The following is a 16,441-nucleotide window of genomic DNA, read 5'->3' on the forward strand; positions in this document are numbered from 1 at the left end:
CCCAGACCGTCACACGAGATAAAGAGAACCCCATGAAGATCGCAGTCCTTGGCACCGGCAAAGTCGGTTCAGCGCTTGGTGAGAAGCTGGCGTCCGCTGGTCACCACGTGATTTACGGCTCCCGGACACCGTCTGGCGCGACCGAGACAGTCTCCCATCGAGACGCCGTTGAGTCGGCGGACGTAGTGGTCACTGCCATTCCGGGCACCGACGTAATCACCACGCTCGAGACGATCGGCGCCGACATCCTCGACAACAAGGTCGTACTGGACCCTTCAGCCGCCTTCACACCGCAGATGACAATGGCCTACCCCGGCGACAGCGTCGCACAACAGGTGCAGGCACGCTTTCCCCGCGCACGCGTGGTGAAGACCCTCAACACGATGAACTTCACGATCATGGTCGACCCGATGAAGTCGTTGGTTCAGGCCACCGTATTCGTCAGTGGAGACGACAGTGATGGCAAAAATCTGGTGCGCGGTCTGCTCAAAGACCTGGGATGGCCCGAGGGCAGCATTTTGGATCTCGGCGGCGTCGAGACTGCCTTGGCCACCGAACATGCAGCGCCGCTATTCTTCGCCACTCTGATGGCCCTGCAGACACCGAAGTTCAACTTCACAGTCTCCCAATAGCGGTTATCGCCGGATAATGAACTTCTGCCGCAGGCATGCGCCTGACGGGCCGGCAGGTGCCGCCTCCCTGTATGTCAGGGTGAATTGAGTCCAGCTGTTCATAGCAACCCCAGCTGATACACAGGGAGCGGCCAACATCCGCTTCAATCAATCTCCGCGCTCGTCTATCGACCACGCGCGACTCTTGCCGCGGACCTTGATGCTCTCATCGGTCCTCGCCGAACGTGAAAGATTGCGCGCGTTGATGTCTGGAGCACCCACCGGTGATGTTTCGGCTAGTGCATCAACAGATCCAGACGCGCCCCTGGACGAGAAATGGCGCGAGATAGTTTTTGATCCACTACCCGAACCGCCGCTCACAGCGTAGCACCGGTGTCACTGATGGAAAGTCGGCAGAGATCGGGTGCGTGACAGCGAAACCGGTGGATGCCATCGGGCGCAGCAGGACGAGTCGGGCTGGCGGGATTCATCGGTTGAGGTGGTCAGCGAGGCGATTGATGGGGCGGGCGTCGATAGTCAGATTCGTCGACTGGTGATCTCCGGTGATGTGCACTCCGGCGCTGGCGCGAACTTGGGCGTCGCAGTTGATGGCGACAGTGGTGGCGTCGGTGGCCGCGATGCGGCTATGTCCGGCGGCGTGGACGTGGCAGTGGCAGTGCGCGAATACGACGGCGTGCTCGTCTGCCCGGATGTCGGCGTAATCGGTTCCGACGATGCGGCTTTCTCCGTGTGCGTTGATGGTGGTGGTGTCGAAGGCTTCGACGTGGGCGAAGTCGTAGGCGCTCACGCGGGCGTGGTGGGTGGCTTGGAGGAAGCATCGGCCGGCGGCGGTGATGGATCCGCCGGTGACGGCGGCGCAGGTTTGTCCGGTGATGGTGATGTCGACGTTGTCGGGGATGTGTCCGAGTTCGAGCCATTGGTCGGGGCCGGAGTCGATGATCAGTGTGGTGGCGCCGGCGTCGAGGTGGCGGGTGTATTCGTTGTAGCAGTGGACGATTGTGGGGCGGGGGTGCTCGGGATGGTGCCGGATGCGGCGGCGTTCGAGGTGGTCGATGGGTGCGTTCATGAATCGATATTGCCTGTGTCAGTCGAAGTTCGGGTGATTCTGGGGTGGGGTGTCCGGTCACGATGTGACTACAGCATCGCGGCCGTGGAGATGTCGAGGTGGCACCCGTTCGCGAATTGGTACGCGTGCACGTCGTGTCCTCGATGGTCGGAGCTTCCACGACTCGAGTACGGAGGTCCGGAGGGTGGGGGAGCGGACGTGGTGGGCGGTCCGCAATCTTGGATGTGGTCTTGCGACTTACGTCGGTCACAGACGGGGCGGCCGTAGACTCCTGCCGCGGTTGTAAGGGTCCGACGGCGCTGCTCGCTGCACTGGGGTGAGCGTGCTGGGTCCGGGGAAAGTTCCACGTGTGCAGGGTGCGGGGCCTTGTAGGGTTTTCGATCGGTGGCCGTAGACCTCCCCGCGCGCTATCATTGATTTACGTGCGAAAATCAACGAAAGGATATGGAGATGTCGGACGCAGCGACCAGCAGCACCAGAGAGCGCTTCCTGCACGGTGACCTTCCCTTCGAAGACGCACTGAAAGAGGTCACCGGTACCGACCTCGACCGAAGTCACCTCTGGCATATCCTCGAAGGCCTCGCCTCCGAACGCAGGGCCGCCGCGCCGGTACTTTCTGCCCACGACGCCCACATTCTCGACGATGCCGGGTTTGTCGGCGATCCGGTGGCAGCAGCGTCGGCGCGGGTGGACCGTGATATTCGTATGCAGAACCTGGTGCACGAATCCTTTTCCATCCCGGACGCCGCAGAGCGGCTCCGCGTCACGCCGGCGCGGATCCGCCAACTCCTCACCGAACACAAGCTGTGGGCGTTCGCCTCTGGTCGAAACCGGTTACTTCCGCCTGCCCAGTTCACCTCCAACGGTCAGGTACCGCACCTCGACCGGATCGTTCCTCTGCTCGAGGTCGACATGCATCCGTTGTCCATGCAGGCGCTCCTTACTGCGCCGCAGCAGTCTTTGATCGTCGAGGGAGAGCCGGTGTCGATCGTGGCGTGGCTGACCGGGTGCGCGGGAACCGACGACGACATCAGTCAGGCCGCCGACGTGATTACTTCGGCGCAGTGGGAATCCGCATAGATGGCGTCGATGCTTCCTGCGCCGCCGTCGATTCAGGATATGCACGATGCGGGAATTCTGCCCGACGAGGTAATCGAGTGGAAACCCGGCGACGTGGTCTGGCGGGTGCACCGCACCACCGGCCCCCACGTCCTCGCCTGGAACGGACTTCGCACCTTCGGGCCGGTCCTTCGGTTCGATCACCATCCGCTCCCTCCGGCCGATCGGACGAGGTACGGAATTTGGTACGGCGCAAGCAATCCCCGTGGCGCCCTGGCCGAAGCATTCCAAGCGTCCCGCACCATCGACCGGCGGCACTGCGAACCGTTCCTGACAGGCGCGCAGTTCGTGCGCGCACTGCGCCTTCTCGATGTGTCCGGAATCGGCACCGGAGTGTGGGCAACCCGAGTCGGCGGGAACCATGCGCTCGATTCGGCAGCGCACCGCCGAACCCAGCACTGGGCCAGGACAATTCACCGTACCCATGACAATCTTGACGGAATCATCTATCGGGGCCGGTACGCCGGGACCGTGTGCATGGCGTTGTTCGAACGCAGCGCCGACGCATTCCCCGCTCTTCCCGAGTTCTCGGCGCCGTTGAGTCATCCGGCGTTGGCCGACCGCATCTACACCGCGGCGCATGAACTCGGCTATACGATCATCTGAAATGGGTGGTCGGCCGCGCCGAGGACATGGACAGCGCCGATCACCGGCATTTCTGCTGAAGTGCATCGAACGAACAGAGATCAACATTCACAGGCTGGCCAGACTGCCCGACGGAGTCGGCACCGCCGTTGTCGAAGCAACCATCGGCGCTATCGACGATCGCACCGAGACTCCCATCCTCTGTGTTCCTTGGCGCGGCGCCACCGCGCGGGATCGAACTTCCGACGATGTGGATCAGCAGGGTGTGCGGGAGTGGCTTGCCAACGATGGGAACGGATAGGCGTTCGTACACTGCAGCGCGTGGTTTACCGAGGAAACCGGGCTTTCCTTCGTCCTGTGGCGCGCCGCCGTCCGGATCGAGGCCGGGGCCGCATACTTGGGCGCGGGCGTGAGATCGGCTGGACTGGCCGGCAAGTCGGATTCGCGACGCCGGCTTCACTCGCTCTTTCAGCGAGCACCGCGGCCGGACTCCCAGCGACTACGCTCGCGGAAAGGGGCACGCGACGCCGGTTCACGTCGCCGAGAGCCTCGCGCACGGCGTCCCCGTCCTGCCCGAGGACGCGGGCACTGGTCGGACAGCGTGCGGGAATCGGCGGGATCCGCCCTGACCGCGGCGAGGATCTCGAAAATTTTTCGGACCTTTTCCTTTTAGTTCAGATCGAGATGCAGTCGTAGTGCTTCCTCGAGTGCGGCCAGTGTTCTGAGCCCAAGCTTTCCGACAGGTTCGGCGTCGAGTCGGCGCACCGACACCGAACGTACTTGTTCCGCTTGAGCTTTCGATGCCTGACCTAACCCTGATTCGTCTGGCTCGACGAGTACCTGGAACGGGAAGACATGTGACGTGTTGGTGGTCAGCGGAACAACGGTGACCACACCTCTGCCGAGGTTTTCTGCCGTGGCGTTGGCTCGGTCGTTGCTCACGATCACCGCCGGGCGACGTTTGGACGCTTCGCTACCTTGCGTAGGGTCCAGATCGACCCAGTGAATGTGTGCCCGGCGGATCATCCGGCGTCGGCCGCGGTGACGTCCCACGCCTCGTCGGTGTCGCTTTCGGTGAACGCTGCGGCGTAGTCGCGTTCGAGGCCGGACGCCGCGAGAAGTCGGAGTGCTGCCTGGATTCCCGCTGACCGGCCACGGAGCCCGTGATCACGGACGTACTCGTCGAGGACGTGTGTGTCCTCGTCGGGGAGGCTGATTGTAAACTTTGCGGTCATACTCCTAGCGTACCGAAGTATGACTTACCTGTAAACGGTGACGCAGACCGAACGTTCACCTTCGCGGCGAGTGCGGGCGAAAGTGTGGTGAGACCGTTGAGTTGGTCGAGAAAATGACAGTGCGCGAAGGCGGTCAATTCCTCTGTCAGTGACGTTGGTAGCGCATCAGAGATAAGTACCTCAGAGGGTCCGCTGAAGCAGCTGATGCGCGTGTGCAGGAGTTACCGTGGGAATGCACGGCTACGACGGGAGCGCTGTACCGGGCTGCAGCAGCATTGCGGACACAGGCCTCCAAGTCGCTGCATGTGCTTTCGACGCGGCGAAAGCGCCCTCGAAGAGTCTGGCGGAGAACATCTTTCATTTTCCTGCGATATGCAGGTCTATCTGGCCCACAGCGGTTCTGCTGCCCCCCGTCAGGACACCTCCGCATCGACCGACAAGGTCACTACGTATGAGCGTGCGTACTGTGTGGCGCAGGCGACCTGGTCCAGTAGTCTGGGCAACGAACCACCGTGGACGTTGCCGGAGAAGTTGCTCATGTCTGGTGTCATCAGCACCCGAGGTGCCTCCGTTGCGCTCGCGCGCACTCGTGCTCTCGCTGACGGCTGCGCCCACCCGGTATCGGATTTCGTTGTCACCCAGAAACTTCCGACGACGACTCGATGCTCGGCGCTGCAGGATTGGCCTGCCGATTCCAGTTCAACTTCTTGATCGGAACGTTTACCGCGGTAAACCAACCGTCTGAAGTATTTGGCAAGACTTCGAACTCGTGCGGGGAAGTGACCTTCAGTCAAACCGGGGAACCCGGGAACCGCTACGGATATCCATGGAGTCCAGCTATCACCGGAGGGGTGTCTGCGGAGTCGATCACGCCCTGCATGCCCCGCACGTCCCAACTGCGGACCACTCCTCGGCTCGTCATGACCTCAGTATGTCCAGGACCACTGGTAGCTAGCGAGCGGAACCCGAAAGCCGAACGACGACAGGCGCGTCCCCGAAAGCCAGCCCATGTCCGGAACGAGTTGAGCTGCAGGGGTCCCGATAGCGGTCACTGATCGTCTATTGGTGAACTCGCGCCCTTACGGAACCGCGATCGACCCAGAACGTGTTAGTGCGTCACAGTGCGGACAGCTCGGCGACCAAAACCGAATCTGGGACTGTCTTACCGATCAATGCACCAGAACCTGTCGATTGAACGACAAACCGGTTTTGATAGGAACATCCGATGAATCTGTGAATTCGATGTCGGTGTGGATCATGTCTTCCAGCGAACGGAAGGCACTTAAGCTTCTGAAGAGCCTTGGGCTCTAGCGTCCGAAGCGTTCGAGGAACTGTCTGACAAGTTCTTCGACCTCAAGGCCATAGCTGTTCAAGGCCTTTGGCACGGCGGTGCCCCTCAGACGAGTTGAGGTGCCAGTACCCGGTTGATCGGCTGACACCGAGTGGGGGAGTGGCTTCGTGGTGGCTGATTCCGTCCCCGCGGCTGCCGCAGGGGCACACTCCGGCTGATCTCGCGGTAGATCCGGATCCTGCCGCCCATCGGAAGCTCGAACGGCTTGCCTCCGCGGTGCTAGCTGACTGATGCCAGCTGCGGAACCGGCGGAGGCGCTAGTCGGTGGGGTGCGGGGCGCTGAATATCACCCGCCAAGGTGATACTATTTGGTATAACTGCAGTTGGAGGGAGATGGCGATGACCATCGATTACGGCATCGAGCGGGACCTGCGGGCTATCCCGGCGGAGAAGGAACTGCTGCAACTCAAGCTTTTGCGCGCGGTGGGCAAGGCAACTGACGAGAACGTCCCCCAACGCACGATCGCGGTGATGCTCGGTGTCGCCCAGCCCGAGGTGAGCCGGATTTTGAAGAAGCTGCGCCTCAATCCTGCCGCTCGTGATCGGAGTCCGCGTGAGGTGATGCTCGAACATGCGGCCGGCCGTATCAGCCACGAACAGATGATGAACGAACTCAGCAGCTGGGATTACACGTTCGGCCACATCGCCTCCGATGACCCGATCGGTGAATCGTATGTGCGTGGGTCGTGGGATCAGATCGAACGTTCGGGAGAGCTTCTCACTGACGACGATCGCCGCGTTCTGTTCGAGGCCACGGCGAAGGGGCGTGCGCAGGCGAATGCACTCTGAATTATTGGAGGCGGTCGCAGCTCAACTCGAAGCATGGTGTATCCCAGGGCAACCGTTGGACAAGAACGGTCCGCGCTCATCGGCCCGCGCTCGGAATGCGGTATCGCGCAGCACAACTCGCATGAATATCGTCGAGATGTACCTATCCGAGCAAACCGACGTCGCCGTGGGGCGGCAGTTTTTGGCGCTCGCGACGGCTGGGCCGCCGGCGGCGGGAAAGAGTTCGAGTATCGAACGCCGGGAGTTGGCCGGGCAGGGGTGGCGTGTCGTCGACGCGGACCGGGTCAAAGACTATCTCCTGCGTGATGCACTCGATCAGGGGTTCTACGACGACCTCCTCGACCAGGTGCTGGCAGACGGCCACCGGTTGATGCCGCGCGAACTCTCGCCGCTGGTGCATACGGAGTCGACGGTCATCGTCGACGCTATTACCGAGCGTTGCCTCGGGATCGGCGAAAACGTGGTACTGGAAGGAACATTCAGCTGGCCGGGGCTCGGTCGACGGTTGCTTGCCGAGCTGGCGGAGGCGGACTATCAGAAGTTGACGATTCTCGATGTCGAAGCGCCAGTTGATATCACGAAGGCGCGTGCACTCGGCCGGTGGTGGCGGGGCCGTGAAACTGCTCTGCGGGGCGGCGACGATTTCGGGGGACGGTTCACCCCGGCGTTCGTCATCGACGCTCTCTACAGCGGCGGCGCCGTATCGACGGTCTGTGCCAGCAATGCTCGCGCGGCGTTCGATGATCCGCTCGCCGCGGACATTCCGACCGTGGAGTTGCTGATCGAGAACTGGGGCGGCGACGATGAGACGTGGGTGAAGGAGAACGGACGAGTGGTCTACCCCCACACCTTCGTTGTATGAGCGGTAGCACTGTCTGTGTCGGTTTGCGAAGTGTAGACGTGATTGTTGTGTCGTCGTTGCCATTTTCTTGGAGTGCAGTGATTCTCGGTTGCGGGATAGAGATCACGACTGTCCAGGGCGGTGACCGCCGGTCAGTAGTCCAGACCTTCGTCGGTCTTGAGTCGGGTGTGGGAGCCGACCTTGTGGGCTGGTATTTGCCTCGATTGGATGAGTTTCCTCAGGGTGGGGCGGGAGATGTCGAGCATGTCCGCAGCGTTCGTGGTGGTGAGCTCGTCCGGGATCGAGCCGAGTGTGACGGTCCCGCCGGCTGCGATGATGCGTATCGCCTCGGTGAGGATGTTCGCGAGCTCCGGCGGGACCGCAGACGTGAGGGCCGCGGTATCGACTGCTTCGGCTTGTGCGGCTGCGGTATCTGTCACGGTTAACGTGGTTTTCCTACGCCGCGATCGGTCGATGTCGCATTCATCGCTTCAGGCCTCTTGTACGTGACCTGGCGTCGATGATTGCAGTTATAAGTGAAACCAGGTTTCGGGTGAGGTTCGCGTTGATGTGAACACATTGATCGGCCAGCAGCGGCGTGTAGCGCGCTCGGCTCGTTCTGTCGAGAACTCGTGCTCTGAAATCCTTCACGAGGCGGCCGGGGTGCATCTGACACACAGTCATGGGAGCCTCGGAGTATCTAACTCGTCCTCGCAGCGCATACCGAAAGATGCGCATCGGTCAGGTTCTGCATCCGGGTAGTGAAATCGCGCTGGTCGCCGATGACTCGGATGATGGTGACCGTTCCGAGGAATCCCGCGCACAGGTTCCACGCGAGTTGACGGGTTAGGGAGTTGTCGGGGAGCTCTCCTGATTCGATCGCACCATCAACGAGCAGGTTCGTGATATCGATCCAATAGGTGAATGCTTCTCGGGCGCCGTCGATTCCGGTTTCCGCGGCGAGTCGTAGACCGGCACGTGCGAGCGGACTGACTGCGACAGCTGCCGCAAGGTCCCGGAAGAATGAGTTGATCTCGGCGACGGACTGTTGCGGTGACGCTTGTACGGCTGAGTATGCATGATGAAGCGTGCTCGACCAGTGCGTGACGAGTTCTCGAGCTATCGCTTCTTTCGAGTCGAAGTGGAAATAGATTGCGCCCTTCGTCGATGACGATGCCGCAACGAGGTCGGCCAGTGAGGTGGCGTCATAGCCGTCGTAGGCGAATGCTCGCGCGGCGGCGTGGAGGATTTTTGCTTTGGTGAGTGTTGCCCGCGGTTGGCGGGGGCGCTGTGAAGGTACTTGCGGGGTGGCCGGGTGTACTTGATGGGTGGGCTCTGTCATGTAGCGTTTCCTTGTATTGGGGGCCGACTGTCGTGTTCTCGGGCCACGCCGGGTGTGGTTGTTCTGTGTCGAAGCTCGTTGATGGCCCGAAGGGCCACTACGACGTAAGAAGAGGGCCACACCCTTGCGGGTGCAGCCCTCTTCGTATGGTCTTTAACTAGACAGTGCGCACATCGGTGGCCTGGGGGCCCTTCTGGCCCTGGCCAACCTCGAACTCCACACGCTGGTTCTCCTCGAGCGACTTGTAGCCGCTGCCGGAGATCTCAGAGAAGTGAACGAACACATCCGGTGTTCCGTCGTCGGGAGCGATGAAACCAAAGCCCTTTTCGCCGTTGAACCACTTCACGATGCCCTGCGCCATACAAACTCCCTACACAATCGATCCGGGTTTCACATCGAAGTCCCGATCTCGATTCCTCTATCCTCCCACGTCGTGCGAGTCACCCTTACTGCGGAGTACGCATACGCAAGGTGCCGGCGCTAGGGATCGGGGTTATTCGGGCGGGGCGCCAGGTCCGTTCGTCTGCTGTTGGGTGTGTCGAAGTTCGGCGTTGATACGGCGCGCTTCGGCGAGCTGATCTTCGAGGATGATGATCCGGCACGCCGACTCCAGAGGGGTACCGCTGGCTACGAGTTCGTGGGCGCGGGCGGCGAGGCGGAGTTGGTAGCGGGAGTAGCGGCGGTGCCCGCCGTCGGAGCGTTGCGGGGTGAGAAGTTTCGCGGCGTCGAGACTACGCAGGAACGCTTGCCGCACACCGAGAATGTCGGCGGCCTGCCCCATGCTGTACGCCGGGTAGTCTTCGTCGTCGAATTTGCCGGACAGAGCATTGATCGCGCTGTCGGGTGTTTCTGCCTGAATGGGGTGTCCTCTTTCGGTTACTGGACTGGCCCCCGAGGCGTGAAACGGCGAAGAACGGGAAAGAGCGGGCCCCCGGCGCAACGGGGGGTGGGTGCGCCGGGGACCGGATGGTGGAATCACTTACACAATCTGCACTCTCGCGAGCTGCCGCACTCGTGGGGACGTCCGGCAGCCGCCTATTAGGGTCTTCCGAACCGAATACGCATCGAACAACACACTTTTCGGTCTCGGCACGGCCCTGACTGCGGTACTGCGTGCGGGCAGTTCATCTCTCCCACACTTGCTGATTCGTTCCTCGCTACGACACAAAAGATACAATACCCTCTCAAGAATGTCTACCCCCATCGCTGTAGATATTTTCCAGTGCGCAGAGGTATATCTGACCAGGAAAAACGCGTCGACAGTAGTCCGTGAGGGCGACATCGGAAGGGGGGCGGTGCGCGAGAGTCCGCGCCGGCCGGGCTGGTGGCAGTTTTCGTGAGGCTGCAATCCGAATCGACCTGGCGACGAGCACTGGGTCGATCTCAACTGTGGCTACCCGGCTTTACGAAAATGCAAGCCACGCAGGGCTTGGCGCGCGTGTCGCATGTTGTACTGCCCTGGTGCGGTGCTTGCGGTGGCCGGAGGGAACGCCCGAGGTGTGAGAGTTCGGATCTCGTACCCTTCCCGGGCGGCGAGAAATTATCCTGGCCGCTCGGATGCAGGAAATCTGTATCGTGGGGACGAGATTGTTTCACTTCATATGAGCTCTGGAGGCGCGTGACCAGATGACGACCCTCGAAGGAGTGGCCATGACAGAGGAGCTAGGGGCACGTTCACGGCGCGGGGTGTACGGGATTTCGGTGATGGCGGAGCTCTCCGGGGTTGGTCCGCAGACACTTCGACTGTACGAGCGGCGGGGGTTGTTGACGCCGGTGCGGACAGGTGGGGGTACTCGCAGATACAGCGAAGCGGATCTGGACACATTGGGCCGGATCACCGCGCTGCTCGACGCCGGCGTCAACCTCAACGGTGTTCGATTGATTCTCTCACTCGAAGCCGAAAACTCGATTCTGGCGGCGCGGGTTGCCCAGTTGAGCGAATCCGCCGAGGGTCGAGGATGATCACCGCACCGCCGCGAGCAGCTTCTCCCGGAAGTAGATGAGGAACGATCCTTTCCACGGGCCGGGCTGATGCGGGTTACCCCTCGGACCGCCCGATGTCGCCGAAGTCTACGTCCGCTTCAATTTTGTTTCCGTCGGCTTCGAGATGTTCGAGGGCGGAATCGAAGGCGTCGATGAGCCATTGATCGGTGGCTTCGGTGAGGAGTTCGTGCGGTGCGTCGTCGCCGGATTGAAAGATCCGAACCAGCCACGAGCCGTTGGCATCGGGTTCGTCGGAGAGTCCCTGGGGTGTATTGGTGGCGACGACGTAGCGGTTGTACTCGAGATCGACGCGAATGGCGTATTCCCCGGCGAGATTGACGACGTTCGCCGGCCGCTGGGACGCCGCGGCCAGTGCGATCAGCGCGTCGTTGTATTTTTCCGAGTATTTCCCTCTCAGGGGCATGGCCGTCCTCATCTGTTTGTCGGCGGCTGCGGCATGACGCGGCCGAGTCTTGAGGTCCGTCGCCGCGCCCTAACCGGGGAACCGCAGGCGATCGGGTCCGGCGGGGGCGGCGATGAACGATCTATCCAACCATGTGTAGGGGATGCGCTCGTGTCAGGGGAGTTGCGAGCAGGAGAAAGTACAGCAGAGATCGAACTTCGGGGTTCTTTCGCTGCGCGACAACCCGCGCCGGTTGTGGGACATCTCCTCCTTCCGTGTGGTCGGCACGTTTCTCCTGGTCAGATATACCTCTGCGCTCACTGGAAAATATCTACAGCGATGGGGGTAGACATTCTTGAGAGGGTATTGTATCTTTTGTGTCGTAGCGAGGAACGAATCAGCAAGTGTGGGAGAGATGAACTGCCCGCACGCAGTACCGCAGTCAGGGCCGTGCCGAGACCGAAAAGTGTGTTGTTCGATGCGTATTCGGTTCGGAAGACCCTAATAGGCGGCTGCCGGACGTCCCCACGAGTGCGGCAGCTCGCGAGAGTGCAGATTGTGTAAGTGATTCCACCATCCGGTCCCCGGCGCCCCCACCCCCCTGTGGCGCCGGGGACCGGTCTGCGTGCCAGGGCCATCCGGGCAATGTTGTTGCCGGGCCAAGGGATCTCAGGGAATCACATGATGGTCAGATCCGCGACGGAGTATCTGGAAAAACTGCGAGCCTGGAGGGCGCAGGAACGACGGTGAAGGTCCGCGCCGTCGCCTCCTCGAGGCTCGATACTGCCTCGACGTGCTGGTTAAGGTGACGGGATTTGCTGACTCGACGTTCTTCTGTCACCAGGCCCCGGCGGAGTAATTCCGATCTACACTCCGGCCTCAAAGCCGTGATCGCGGAGGTGTTTGGGCGCAACCGCGGTTGGACGAGCATCGCCTGATCACTATCGGCCCGGCGAGTCGCAGATGGGGCAGGGTAGTCGTCGTCGAGTTTCCGGGCAGTGCGTCGATCGTGCTGGCGGGAGTTTCTGCCCGAATGGAGTGTCTTTCTATCGGTCAAACGGACGGGACCCCCGGCGCCGTAAAGGCCGCCGGGGGTCTGGGTTGAACTTCCATTACACAACTGCACTCTTTCGAGCTTCCGGACTCGTGGTGACGTCCGGGAGCCGCTCTGAAAGGGGGCTGCCGAGACCACACATAAACATCAACTTTTCGGTCTCGGCGCGACCCTGCCCTGCGGTACTGCTTGCGGGCAGTTCATCTCTCCCGCACTTGCTGCTTCGTTCTTCGCTTACGAGAGAAAAGATACAACACCTATCCGAGGATGTCTACCCCAACGGCTGTAGATATTTTCCAGTGAGTGGCGGGGGTATCGGTGACCGGGGGAAACGGCTGGTCGTCTGCGGGGCTGCTCGCAGGTTGCAGGCCGCGGCGGCCGTTCTGGGACAATGTTCCGATGAGAAATACCCCGAAATCAGAATCTTTGCTCCGCATGCGGGCGGATCGAGAGGAATCCGACAACGCTCAACGGGGCCACGGCGCCGCGGTATCGAGCTCGAATGAGGACTCCGAGGTGCCGGAGCCCGGTTCGCGTGGCCGGGGTGCCACGATGCGGTCGGCTCGGGCGGAGCTTTCGGCGCATGCGCGTGGGGTGGAGAGTATGAACGAGGCGCTGCATCCTCGGCGAGATTGAAAGCCCGGTACAGCTCCGTGTTGGTGGGCGAGAGGTCCCCGAAAGATTGTGCTGCGATGTCACCGAGCTCGGTGTGTGTGAGGTCTCGAACGGTGGCCTTGTGAATGCACCGCAATCTGTCGAAAACCTTGAAAGGAGGCTGTTTTCGACAGATGTTGCGCCGGGTTTCGGGCGCAGATCAGAATCCAGCCCATCAAGTCGACGCTTTGGTGCGAGCAGGTAACGACACCGAGAACATCCACACCGACCACGCGGGCGGTGCGAAAGCCTCACGCCCACAACATGAGACGGTCCTGACGTGGCTGCGTAGCGGTGACACCCTGGTCATCGCCCGCCTGGACCGGCTGGGACGCTCGGTGCTGCACCTGATCACCCTCGGTGCTGACCTGCGCGACCGCGGAATCGGATTGAAAGTCCTCGAGTAGGGCCTTTGCTCGGACACCGTCACCGTGACTGTTGCAGCAGCGCGCTCCGACTGACCTCGGGGTCGAGGCTGATCGTGCCGCCCCTCGAAAGCGGAAAGGTTGGCTTCGGCGGTGCTGCCCGACTGAGACCAGATACAGAACCACTTCACTACGCGCACCCCTCAATACCAGTCCTATCCGTCGCGAGTTCGTGACGGATGGTGCGCGCGAGTAGGTGTGGTCGGGGGAGAATCCGAGAATGAACGAACAGAACGACAAATCCAATAGCGCGATGGCTGTTGGCTCTCGGGTCACGGTTATGGTGCCTGGTCCCGGCAGCGGCGGCATGGCATATACCGGTGTGGTGATCGAGGACTACGCGAACATGGTCATCGATTCGGAGTCGGTGGGGCGCAATTGGGCTCCGGTACATCGGTGGGCAATCGCGCTCGATGACGGAAGGCTGATTTTTGCCGATGACGAGGATCTTGCGGCCGCCGACTGATGGCTGGGACTCATGCAGGTGTTCATGCGGGTGTTCTCGTCGAGAGCTGTTCCCGCAGTTGTTTCATGATCTGGGCACGAGCGTGAGCGTCGGCGACGTGTGAATCCCGCTCCCGTGCCTCGCGCCAGCGCTCTGCTTGTTCGGCTAGACGGGTTCGATCGTTTTCACGGGCACGTTCGGCAGGGGTCTGAGCGGTCCAGTCGATGTGTGCCAATCGCCAGCGCAGGAACGAGGTCGGTCGTGTGAGTTGTGTGGGCCATACCCAGCCCCGAGTTTGGGTGTCTGCGGTGAGTTCACGTGCGATGTCGCGACCGGTCCATCGGGCGGGGTCGATGCCGGCTTGGTCGAGGACGTCGCAGATCTGGCCGACGTGTCGGGTCGTTTTCAGCGCTGGGATGTGGGCGATTAGTTGGGCGGCGGTGCGTTGCAGTTCGATTGGTCGTGGGGTGGGTTTTTGTGTGTTCTTCGGCTTGCCCGCTCGCGTGTGCGCGTGCGTTGGTGAGAACTTGAAAACAAGAGATGGAAGAACAAATCCCCAGGAGGGGGATAGGGGGCCACGGCCGCTGTTTTGTGGAGAAGTTCGCGGCGCTGTGCGGGCGCGGTGTTCGGCGGTGCGAAGTGTTGCGCGAGAAGGTTTTCGGAGCTCCTTGAAGGGTGCGGTGATGGTTGTGACAGCGGTGCGGGGTGAGATGAGTGCCCAGACGGATGCTGCCCGGAACTGTCGGTGTCCGTGGTGTGCTTCTGCGGCCATGGATTCAATTTTTTGGAGGTAGCGGCCGCGGACGAGTTCTATGGCGACTCCGAGGGCTGTGAGGACTCGTCTGGCGCGTTTGACTGCGCTGATGCTGACTCCGGCGCGGGTGGCGATGGTGTTGCGTGATGCGGTGATTGATCGGCCGGTTTTACTGTCGGCGTGGTGGGCGTGTGTTACGGCGACAGCGAATACGGTTTCGGTGCTGACGGTGTGAGTTTTGCAGAGTTGGGTGCCGTTGGGGGAGTTGAGGAGTGTGCGGACTTGGTGTTGCCAGTGGGGGCGGCTTGTCCAGGTGGGGGTTCGGGCGTGTTGGCCTTCTGCGACGGGGAGTGCCCAGGAGTTGCCGCGTTGGTTGCTTGTTGCGTTGAGTGTTTCTATGCGGGCGACGTTTTCGGTGGCTTGACGTACAGTGCGGTCCCATTCGTCATCAGTCGGTGGCGCAGGTGTGGACGCTGCGGGTTGACCGTCGATGATGTGGAACGGTGCGGTGGGGTCGTGTTGTGAAAGTATTGGCGCTGGTTCAGGGCGTGCGTTACCCTGAGGCGTGTTACCTGTCATCAGGTAAGTCCCTTCATGTGAGTGAAGAAAATCTGTAGTACCGAAGGCGGAGCGGATATTTCGTCTTCGGTCAGTGACGACGAGAGCCCGGCCAGGCTCTGTGTTGATTCGGCGAATCGTTACGGACCCCCGCAAGGGGGTTTCGTCGTTTCTGTAGGTACTGCGGTTATTGAGTTGGGTGTCAAGGTTTTTCAACGGTTGTTGTTTGGTGGTGGGTGGCGTCTTTCGTTAGGTGTAGTGCCGAGTTCGGTGTTGCGGGCGCGGCGGGACGCGGCGCGGCGCGTCGCGGTGAAGACGAGGCGCGCCTCAAAGTTCGTGTTTGGGGTGCGTGGGCGGTGAAGTGTCAGGAATGCGCGGTGCGCAGCGAAAGCACAGTCCCTGCAACGCCTGCCAGTCCCAGTACTCCAGCGAGAACCAGCGCTATCACTGTCGATCCGCCCTCGCCGGGATGTGGAGATCGAGAAGACCGCGTAGCGCGTTCGCAACGTCGTGAATCTGATCGACTGATGCAGTCTCCGGGTCGGTGGTCACGAGATCTGCGACGTCGAGGAGGCTCTCGCGCATGCCGCCGGACAGTCTTCGAGGTCCGGCGAGCGCGTCGACGGTCTCTCGGACGATTGTTTCGGCGAGCTGGCGTACTTCTGCGGATTCGGACTCGGTGGGGGAGTCGATGCCGATTTCGTCGAGGATGGAGCGGGCGGCGGTACTGATCATGGATTCGACCAACGGGGATGCGTATGTCTGTGTTGTCATGATGCAACTCCCAGGCGTACAAGTGCTTTCGGTATCTCGGCGGGTGCGGAGTTTGCCCAGTGCGTTGTGGCGGCGGTGATGATTGTGCGAGCCGCAGCAGCGTCTAGTGCGGTGATGATGGCGGTGAACGCGGCGGTGACAGTTTCGACGCCGGAGACGTCGAGTCCGTCGCAGTGGTCGAGTCCGTCGGTGATCAGTTCGAGGACGCAGGTCGATACTTCCCAATGGCCGGTGTCGTTGGGGGAGTGCAAGGCCCGCGTCTCGGTGGTCGGGAGCAGTTCGGCGGCCCACAGCTCACGCAAGTTGAGGGGATGGATCGCGTTGGCGGTCAGGCGGCACAACCGGGCCACCGGCGCACAGGTGTGGCCGAGTCCGTCGACGACCGATGCGAGGCCCCAGTGTGGGTGGGTGAGGAGATCTGCCATCCACAT

The 16,441-nt window shown here is 61.6% G+C and carries 20 protein-coding genes and 1 pseudogene; 9 read left to right on the top strand and 12 right to left on the bottom strand.

Annotation, left to right across the window (positions count from 1 at the left end; all coding sequences use genetic code 11):
* The first annotated feature begins 32 nt into the window (after positions 1–32).
* Entirely contained in the window at positions 33–632 is a 600-nt protein-coding gene (locus FFI94_RS32565; protein ID WP_138873988.1) for an NADPH-dependent F420 reductase, read from the top strand.
* A 466-nt stretch (positions 633–1,098) separates the two neighbouring features.
* Here the strand turns inward: FFI94_RS32565 and FFI94_RS32570 are convergent, their stop codons facing one another.
* A complete protein-coding gene (locus tag FFI94_RS32570) occupies positions 1,099–1,698 on the bottom strand; it encodes a hypothetical protein (protein ID WP_138873989.1) in 600 nt (199 codons plus the stop codon).
* Between the two features lie 450 nt (positions 1,699–2,148).
* Here FFI94_RS32570 and FFI94_RS32575 point away from each other — a divergent pair, with 450 nt between their 5' ends.
* From FFI94_RS32575 to FFI94_RS32585, 3 genes are read left to right on the top strand one after another with little or no spacing between them, the layout of a single operon-like run.
* Positions 2,149–2,778: a hypothetical protein gene (locus FFI94_RS32575; protein ID WP_260684568.1), complete on the top strand. Its 630-nt coding sequence runs from the start codon at positions 2,149–2,151 to the stop codon at positions 2,776–2,778.
* Positions 2,779–3,423, top strand: coding sequence for an RES family NAD+ phosphorylase (locus tag FFI94_RS32580; protein ID WP_185993497.1), 645 nt, complete (start codon positions 2,779–2,781; stop codon positions 3,421–3,423).
* 1 nt (position 3,424) lies between these two features.
* On the top strand, positions 3,425–3,703 hold the full coding sequence (locus FFI94_RS32585) for a hypothetical protein (RefSeq protein ID WP_138873992.1): 279 nt from the start codon (positions 3,425–3,427) through the stop codon (positions 3,701–3,703).
* Between the two features lie 368 nt (positions 3,704–4,071).
* On the opposite strand, the gene FFI94_RS32595 is transcribed toward FFI94_RS32585, so the two are convergent.
* From FFI94_RS32595 to FFI94_RS34565, 3 genes and pseudogenes are all read right to left on the bottom strand, one after another.
* A complete protein-coding gene (locus FFI94_RS32595) occupies positions 4,072–4,428 on the bottom strand; it encodes a type II toxin-antitoxin system PemK/MazF family toxin (RefSeq protein ID WP_138873219.1) in 357 nt (118 codons plus the stop codon).
* Positions 4,425–4,637: a ribbon-helix-helix domain-containing protein gene (locus FFI94_RS32600; protein WP_138868725.1), complete on the bottom strand. Its 213-nt coding sequence runs from the start codon at positions 4,635–4,637 to the stop codon at positions 4,425–4,427. Before FFI94_RS32600 ends, FFI94_RS32595 begins: the two co-directional genes overlap by 4 nt.
* Positions 4,638–5,065: 428 nt before the next feature.
* Positions 5,066–5,188 (bottom strand): annotated as a pseudogene (locus FFI94_RS34565) (acyl-CoA thioesterase); the annotation flags it as partial.
* 1,133 nt (positions 5,189–6,321) lie between these two features.
* Here FFI94_RS34565 and FFI94_RS32610 point away from each other — a divergent pair.
* Positions 6,322–6,777, top strand: a complete 456-nt coding sequence (locus tag FFI94_RS32610; protein WP_138873994.1) for a hypothetical protein — start codon at positions 6,322–6,324, stop codon at positions 6,775–6,777.
* 121 nt (positions 6,778–6,898) lie between these two features.
* On the top strand, positions 6,899–7,639 hold the full coding sequence (locus tag FFI94_RS32615) for a zeta toxin family protein (RefSeq protein ID WP_260684569.1): 741 nt from the start codon (positions 6,899–6,901) through the stop codon (positions 7,637–7,639).
* 131 nt (positions 7,640–7,770) lie between these two features.
* On the opposite strand, the gene FFI94_RS32620 is transcribed toward FFI94_RS32615, so the two are convergent.
* The 4 genes from FFI94_RS32620 to FFI94_RS34890 form a co-directional block, all read right to left on the bottom strand.
* On the bottom strand, positions 7,771–8,058 hold the full coding sequence (locus tag FFI94_RS32620) for a helix-turn-helix domain-containing protein (protein WP_260684570.1): 288 nt from the start codon (positions 8,056–8,058) through the stop codon (positions 7,771–7,773).
* 260 nt (positions 8,059–8,318) lie between these two features.
* Positions 8,319–8,960, bottom strand: a complete 642-nt coding sequence (locus FFI94_RS32625; protein WP_138873997.1) for a TetR/AcrR family transcriptional regulator — start codon at positions 8,958–8,960, stop codon at positions 8,319–8,321.
* 157 nt (positions 8,961–9,117) lie between these two features.
* Positions 9,118–9,321: a cold-shock protein gene (locus FFI94_RS32630; RefSeq protein ID WP_138873838.1), complete on the bottom strand. Its 204-nt coding sequence runs from the start codon at positions 9,319–9,321 to the stop codon at positions 9,118–9,120.
* Positions 9,322–9,453: 132 nt separating this feature from the next.
* Positions 9,454–9,939 carry a MerR family transcriptional regulator gene (locus FFI94_RS34890; RefSeq protein ID WP_397495602.1) on the bottom strand — a complete coding sequence of 162 codons (486 nt, stop codon included), beginning with the start codon at positions 9,937–9,939 and terminating at the stop codon, positions 9,454–9,456.
* Positions 9,940–10,610: 671 nt separating this feature from the next.
* Between FFI94_RS34890 and FFI94_RS32640 the strand changes: the two genes are divergently transcribed.
* The gene (locus FFI94_RS32640) at positions 10,611–10,922 is read left to right on the top strand and encodes a MerR family transcriptional regulator (RefSeq protein WP_138873998.1); all 312 of its coding nucleotides are present in this window, start codon (positions 10,611–10,613) and stop codon (positions 10,920–10,922) included.
* 76 nt (positions 10,923–10,998) lie between these two features.
* Here the strand turns inward: FFI94_RS32640 and FFI94_RS32645 are convergent, their stop codons facing one another.
* A complete protein-coding gene (locus FFI94_RS32645; protein WP_138873999.1) occupies positions 10,999–11,367 on the bottom strand; it encodes a hypothetical protein in 369 nt (122 codons plus the stop codon).
* A 1,821-nt stretch (positions 11,368–13,188) separates the two neighbouring features.
* On the opposite strand from FFI94_RS32645, the gene FFI94_RS32650 reads away from it, so the two are divergent.
* Both FFI94_RS32650 and FFI94_RS32655 read left to right on the top strand, forming a co-directional pair.
* Positions 13,189–13,461: a recombinase family protein gene (locus tag FFI94_RS32650; protein WP_138874001.1), complete on the top strand. Its 273-nt coding sequence runs from the start codon at positions 13,189–13,191 to the stop codon at positions 13,459–13,461.
* A gap of 238 nt (positions 13,462–13,699) precedes the next feature.
* Positions 13,700–13,945 carry a hypothetical protein gene (locus tag FFI94_RS32655; RefSeq protein ID WP_138874002.1) on the top strand — a complete coding sequence of 82 codons (246 nt, stop codon included), beginning with the start codon at positions 13,700–13,702 and terminating at the stop codon, positions 13,943–13,945.
* 22 nt (positions 13,946–13,967) lie between these two features.
* Here the strand turns inward: FFI94_RS32655 and FFI94_RS32660 are convergent, their stop codons facing one another.
* The 3 genes from FFI94_RS32660 to FFI94_RS32670 form a co-directional block, all read right to left on the bottom strand.
* Positions 13,968–15,257, bottom strand: coding sequence for a replication protein (locus FFI94_RS32660; protein ID WP_138874003.1), 1,290 nt, complete (start codon positions 15,255–15,257; stop codon positions 13,968–13,970).
* Between the two features lie 423 nt (positions 15,258–15,680).
* The gene (locus tag FFI94_RS32665) at positions 15,681–16,010 is read right to left on the bottom strand and encodes a hypothetical protein (RefSeq protein WP_138874004.1); all 330 of its coding nucleotides are present in this window, start codon (positions 16,008–16,010) and stop codon (positions 15,681–15,683) included.
* Complete coding sequence (locus FFI94_RS32670) at positions 16,007–16,435, bottom strand: hypothetical protein (RefSeq protein WP_260684571.1); 429 nt, start codon at positions 16,433–16,435, stop codon at positions 16,007–16,009. The genes FFI94_RS32665 and FFI94_RS32670 overlap by 4 nt, the downstream gene beginning before the upstream one ends.
* Between the last annotated feature and the right edge of the window lie 6 nt (positions 16,436–16,441).

The organism is Rhodococcus sp. KBS0724, assembly GCF_005938745.2.
Taxonomy (GTDB): Bacteria; Actinomycetota; Actinomycetes; order Mycobacteriales; family Mycobacteriaceae; genus Rhodococcus_F.